Origin of the sequence: Longimicrobium sp. (assembly GCF_036399255.1) — a bacterium.
GTDB lineage: Bacteria > Gemmatimonadota > Gemmatimonadetes > Longimicrobiales > Longimicrobiaceae > Longimicrobium.
The window spans coordinates 1-6,532 of sequence record NZ_DASWNM010000155.1 but is presented as its reverse complement, the minus strand read 5'-3'; the positions used below and the strand labels follow the sequence as shown (position 1 = coordinate 6,532).

Sequence of the window (6,532 nt, the reverse complement as noted above, 5' to 3'; positions counted from 1 at the left end):
CGTGCGGCAGGCCGTGGCGGTGGCGCGCGAGGACACCCCCGGCGACCGGCGCCTGGTGGCGTACCTGGTCGCCGGCGAAGCTGCGCCGACGGCGGCGGAGGTGCGGGAGCACGCACGGGCGCTGCTGCCGGATTACATGGTTCCCACCGCGTGGGTGTTCCTGGACCGGCTCCCGCTGACGCCCAACGGCAAGGTGGACCGCAGGGCCCTCCCCGCGCCGGAGGGCAGCGCGCGGACGGAGGAGTACGTCGCCCCGCGCACCCCCGTGGAAGAGGCGCTCGCCGCGATCTGGGTGGACGTGCTGGGCGTGGAGCGGCTAGGCGTGCGCGACAACTTCTTCGAGCTGGGCGGCCACTCCCTGCTCGCCACGCGGGTGGTCTCGCGCATCCGGCAGCAGTTGGGGGCCGAGGTGCCGCTCCGGGCCCTCTTCGCCCACGCCACGGTGGAGTCGCTGACGCGCGAGGTGGAGAGCGCACGCCGCGGCGCCGGCGCCGCCGTGCTTCCGCCGGTGACGCCGGTGGATCGAAGCCGGGACCTTCCGCTGTCCTTTGCCCAGGCGCGGCTCTGGTTCCTGGATCAGTACGAGCGGGGGAGCGCCTTCTACAACATCCCCGCCGCGCTGCGGCTGAGCGGGCGGCTGGACCCCGGCGCCCTGGAACGGGCGCTGGGCGAGGTGGTGCATCGGCACGAGGTCCTGCGCACCGTCTTCCGCGTGGACGAGGCCGGCCAGCCGGTGCAGGTGATCCTTCCCGCACCGTCCCCCTTCCTTCCCGTCCACGAGTTGCGGGCGCTCGCGGACGGCGAGCGGGAGGCGGCGCTGGAGCGGCTGGCTTGGGAGGACTCGGCGCGGCCGTTCGACCTGGTGGAGGGCCCGCTCTTCCGGGCGACGCTGGTGCGGCTGGGGGATGAAGACCATGCGCTGCTGATGTGCATGCACCACGTCGTCAGCGACGCGTGGAGTCTGGGGGTGCTGTTCGACGAGCTGGGCGCGCTCTACCGCGCCTTTGCTGCCGGGGAGGCCTCGCCGCTGGCCCCGCTCCGCGTGCAGTACGCCGATTATGCCGTGTGGCAGCGCGAGCACCTGCGCGGCCCGGCGCTGGACGCGCAGGTCGCGTATTGGCGCGAGCGGCTGTCCGGCGCGTCCACGCTGCTGGAGCTGCCGACGGACCGGCCGCGTCCCGCGGTGCAGAGCTATCGCGGTGCGGCCATCGGCACCGTGTACGAGCCGGAATTGCAGGAGGCGCTCCGGGCGCTAGCGCGACGCGAAGGCGCCACGCTGTACATGTTGCTGCTCGCCGGGTTTCAGCTCCTCCTCTCCCGGTACGCGCGGCAGGACGACGTGGTTGTCGGCTCCCCGATCGCAGGGCGCACGCGCGCCGAGGTGGAGGCGCTGATCGGCTTCTTCGTGAACACGCTGGTGCTGCGTACGGACCTGGGCGGGGCGCCCACGTTCCGCGATGTGATCGCCCGCGTGCGCGAGGTCACTCTGGGAGCGTACGCGCACCAGGACGTGCCGTTCGAGAAGCTGGTGGAGGAGCTGCGGCCCGGCCGCAGCCTGAGTCACACGGCCATCTTCCAGGTGATGTTCCAGCTGCAGAACCAGGGCGCGGCCGACCTGTCCCTTCCCGGTGTGCGGGTGAACGCGGTGGCGGGCGAGCCCGGCACGGCTAAGTTCGACCTGAGTATGGCCATGGCCGAGTCAGACCAAGGGCTGCGCGTCTGGCTGACGTACAACACCGACCTCTTCGACCCCGCCACTGCGGGGCGGCTGCTGGACCACCTGCGCGTGCTGCTGCGGGGCGCCGCCCTCCGTCCCGGCGAGCGGATCGCCCGTCTCCCGCTCCTGTCCGCGGACGAGCGGGCGCGGCTGCTGGAGGAGGGGCGGCCCGGGACCGCTCCGCATCGCCGCGGCTTGGCCGTCCACCACCTCTTCGAGCGGCAGGTGGACCGCGACCCCGGCGCCCCCGCCGTGGTGCATGACGGCGAGCGGCTGACCTACGCGGCGCTGGACGCGCGGGCCAACCAGCTGGCGCGCCGGCTGCGCGCCTTGGGCGTGGGCCTGGAGACGCGGGTGGGGGTGTGCGCGGAGCACGGTCCCGACCTGCTGGTGGCGCTGCTGGGGACGATGAAGGCCGGCGGCGTCTACGTGCCGCTGGATCCCACCTATCCGGCCGAGCGGCAGGCGTACATGCTGGCCGACGCTCGCGTCCCCGTGCTCGTTACCCAGTCGCGCCTGCGGGACGCCCTCCCCGCCGGGAACGCCGCCGTGGTGTGCCTGGACGGCGACCGCGCCGCGCTGGACGCCGAGGATCCCGGCCGCCTTCCGAGCGCCGTGCACCCCGGCGGGCTGGCGTACGTCATCTACACCTCCGGGTCCACGGGGCGGCCCAAGGGCGTGGAGATCGCGCACGGCTCTCTGGCCAACCTGGTCGCTTCGCAGGCGCGCACCTACGGCATGGGCCCGGGCGACCGGCAGCTGGTCTTTGCCTCCATCGGCTTCGATGCGTCGGTGGCCGAGCTGTTCTTGGGCGTGTGCACGGGGGCGGCGCTGCACACGGCGCCCCCGGAGCGGCTGATGCCCGGCCCGGGGCTGCTGGCTCTGCTGCGCGAGCGGCGGATCACTTGCGCCAAGTTCCCGCCCACCGCCTTGGCGGCGATGGAGTCGGAGCCGGTTCCCTCGCTGCGCCTGCTGCTGCTGGGCGGCGAGGCGTGGGGGCCGGAGCTGGGCGAGCGCTGGGCGGCCCCGGGACGGCGGATTTTCAACGTCTACGGCCCCACCGAGACTACCATCCGCGCCACCACGGGCGAGTGGCGGCCAGGCGGTGCGGTGCGCCTGGGCCCGCCCGTGGAGAACGTGCGCGTCTATGTGCTGGACCCGGCCCTGGAGCCGGCGCCCACCGGCGTTCCTGGCGAGCTGTACGTAGGCGGTGACGGGGTGGCGCGCGGGTACCTGGGGCGGCCGGGGCTTACGGCGGAGCGGTTCGTCCCGGCACCCTGGGGTGAGCGGCTGTACCGCACGGGCGACCTGGTGCGCCGCCGCGCAGGCGGCGACCTGGAGTTCTTGGGCCGGCTGGACCACCAGGTGAAGATCCGCGGCTTCCGGATCGAGCTGGGGGAGGTCGAGAGCGTGCTGGCGGCGCATCCCGCGGTGCGCGACGCGGTGGTGCTGGCGCGCGAGGACGTGCCCGGCGACCGCCGCCTGGTGGCGTACGTGGTATTCGGCGAAGGGGCCGAAGCCAGCGTCGGCGCGCTGCGGGAGCAGGCGCGGGCGGTGCTGCCGGAGCACATGGTGCCGGCCGCCTTCGTCGTTCTGGTCGAGTTTCCCCGCACGCCCAACGGCAAGCTGGACCGCGCGGCGCTTCCCGTGCCGGAACGCGGCGGGCGAGAGGCGGCCCACGTGGCACCACGCACGCCGGTAGAGGAGGTGCTCGCGGGGATCTGGGGCGAAGTGCTGGGCGTGGAGCGGGTGGGCGCGCGGGAGAGCTTCTTCGATCTGGGCGGCCACTCGCTGGTCGCGACGCGGGTCCTGTCGCGCGTGCGGCGAGTACTGGGCGTGGAGGTGCCGTTGCGGACGCTGTTCGGCAGCCCCACGGTGGAAGGGCTGGCGCGGGAGGTGGAGCGGGTGCAGCGCGGCGAGAGCGCCGCGGCGCTCCTTCCGCCGGTGGCGCCGGCGCCGCGCGATGGGCCGCTTCCCCTCTCCTTCGCGCAGCGGCGGCTCTGGTTCCTTGACCAGCTGGAGCCGGGGAGCGCGTTCTACAACATCGCCTCCGCGCGCCGCCTGCGCGGGCCGATAGACGCCGGCGTGCTGGAGCGGGCGCTGGGCGAGGTGGTCCGCCGGCACGAGGCGCTGCGCACCGTCTTTCGCGTGGGTCGGGTGGAGGATGCGACGCAGGTGATCCTCCCCGCCCCCGAGCCGTACGTCCTGCCGCTGCTCGACCTCTCCGGCCGCGCGCCGGACGCCCGCGAGTCCGCGCTGGCGCGGCTGGCCGCGGAAGACGCGGCGCGCCCGTTCGACTTAGCGGAGGGTCCGCTCTTTCGCGCGGCGCTGGTGCGGCTGGCGGAGGACGACCACGCGCTGCTGCTGTGCATGCACCACATCGTGGGCGACGGGTGGAGCACGGGCGTGCTGTACGGCGAACTGGGCGCGCTGTACCTGGCGTTCCGGCGCGGCGAGCCTTCTCCGCTCCCCGCGCTACCGGTGCAGTACGCCGACCACGCCGTGTGGCAGCACCGTCACCTGCGCGGCGAGGTGCTCGACGCGCAGCTGGCTTACTGGACGGAGCGCCTGGCCGGCGCGCCCACGCTGCTGGAGCTGCCCACCGACCGGCCGCGCCCGGCGGTGCAGAGCTACCGCGGCGCCGTCGCGAGCGCTACCTGGCCGCCCGGGCTGCGCGGCGCGCTGGGCGCCCTTGCCCGCCACGAAGGTGCCACGCTGTACATGGTGTTGCTGGCCGCGTTCCAGGTGCTGCTGTCGCGCTACTCGCGGCAGGACGACGTGGTCGTCGGCTCGCCGGTCGCGGGGCGTTCGCGGGCGGAGGTGGAGGGGTTGATCGGCTTTTTCGTGAACACGCTCGCTTTCCGCACTGACTTGGGCGGCGACCCGGCGTTCGCCGCCCTGCTGGCGCACGTCCGCGATGAGGTGCTGGAGGGATACGCGCACCAGGACGTTCCCTTCGAGCGGCTGGTGGAGGAACTGCGGCCGGAGCGGAGTCTTGCCCACGCGCCCGTCTTCCAGGTGATGTTCGCGCTGCAGAACGCCGCTGGCGATGACCTGCGCCTGGACGGGGTGGATGCGGCGCAGGTGGACGGCGGCGGCTGGATGGCCAAGTTCGACCTGACGCTGATGATGGCGGAGGACGACGACGCCGGGCTTCGCGTCTGGCTGGGCTACGCGTCGGACCTGTTCGACGCGCAGACGGCGGAGCGGATGCTGGGGCACCTGCGCGTGCTGCTGGAAGGGGTCTCGGCCGACGCGGACGTGCCTATCTCCATGCTGCCGCTGCTCTCGGCCCCGGAGCGGACGGCGCTGCTCCACGCCTGGAGCCCGACGGAGGCCCCGTCGTTCCCGGTGCAGGGCTCGCTGCACGGGCGCTTCCGCGCGCAGGCGGCGCGCACGCCGAACGCGCGGGCGGTCACCTACCAGGGAATGAGCCTCACCTACGCCGAGCTGGACGCGCGCTCCGACCGGCTGGCGCGCCGCCTGGTGCGCCTGGGCGTGGGCCCTGAGGCGCGGGTGGGGATCTGGGCGGAGCGGGGGCTGGAGATGGTGACGGGCCTGCTCGGCATTCTCAAGGCCGGCGGCGCCTACGTCCCGCTGGACCCCGCGTATCCGGCCGACCGCCTAGCGTACGTGATGGAAGACGCCCGCATCCGCGTGCTGGTGGCCGGGGACGGCATTGAAGGCAGGCTGCCTGTTTCCGGGAACGTGCGCGTGGTGCCGCTTGACGATCGGGGGGACGAGGGGGAGTGGGCCGATCTCGCCCGCGTCACCGTGGGGGCGGAGAACGCGGCGTACGTCATCTACACCTCCGGGTCCACGGGGCGGCCCAAGGGGGTGCAGGTCACCCACGCCAACGTGCTGCGCCTCTTCGACGCGACCGACGACTGGTTCCGCTTCGGCGCGCACGACGTGTGGACGCTGTTCCACTCCTACGCGTTCGACTTCTCGGTGTGGGAGCTGTGGGGGGCGCTGCTGTACGGCGGACGCCTGGTGGTGGTGCCGTTCCTTACCAGCCGCTCGCCGGAGGACTTCTACCGCCTGCTGGCGCGCGAAGGGGTGACGGTGCTCAACCAGACGCCCTCCGCGTTCCGGCAGCTGGTCGCCGCCGAGGAGGCAGTGGGGCAGGCGGACGGCCTGGCGCTGCGGACGGTGATCTTCGGCGGCGAGGCGCTGGAGCCGGGAAGCCTGCGCGCCTGGATAGAGCGGCACGGCGACGATCGACCGCGGCTGGTGAACATGTACGGGATCACCGAGACCACCGTGCACGTCACTTATCGGCCCATCACCCGCGCCGACGTGGAGCGGGGCTCGCGTAGCCCGGTGGGCGTCGCGATCCCTGACCTGCGGGTGTACGTGATGGACCGGCGGATGGAGCCGTGCCCGGTGGGCGTGCCGGGCGAGATGCTGGTGGGCGGCGCCGGGGTGGCGCGGGGCTACCTGGGGCGTGCGGCGCTGACGGCAGAGCGGTTCGTTCCCGATCCGTACGGCGCGCCGGGGGCGCGGCTGTACTGCAGCGGCGACGGGGCGCGGTGGCTGGCCTCCGGGGAGCTGGAGTACCTGGGGCGGCTGGACCAGCAGGTGAAGATCCGCGGCTTCCGCATCGAGCCGGGCGAGGTCGAGGGCGTGCTGGCCACGCACCCGGCGGTGCGGCAGGCAATCGTGGTGGTCCGTGAGGACGTGCCGGGGGACCGCCGGCTGGTTGCGTACGTCGTCTCGCCCGAGGGCGTGGGGGCGGCGGAGCTGCGCGAGCACGCGCGCACGCGCCTGCCGGACTACATGGTGCCGGCCGCGTTCGTGCCGCTGGACGCGCTG

1 protein-coding gene is annotated in these 6,532 nt (G+C 73.8%); it reads left to right on the top strand.

The window, feature by feature from the left end; all coding sequences use genetic code 11:
* Positions 1-6,532 (top strand): amino acid adenylation domain-containing protein (locus VGC13_RS29845; RefSeq protein ID WP_331128995.1); only part of this gene is annotated, 6,532 nt, incomplete at both ends.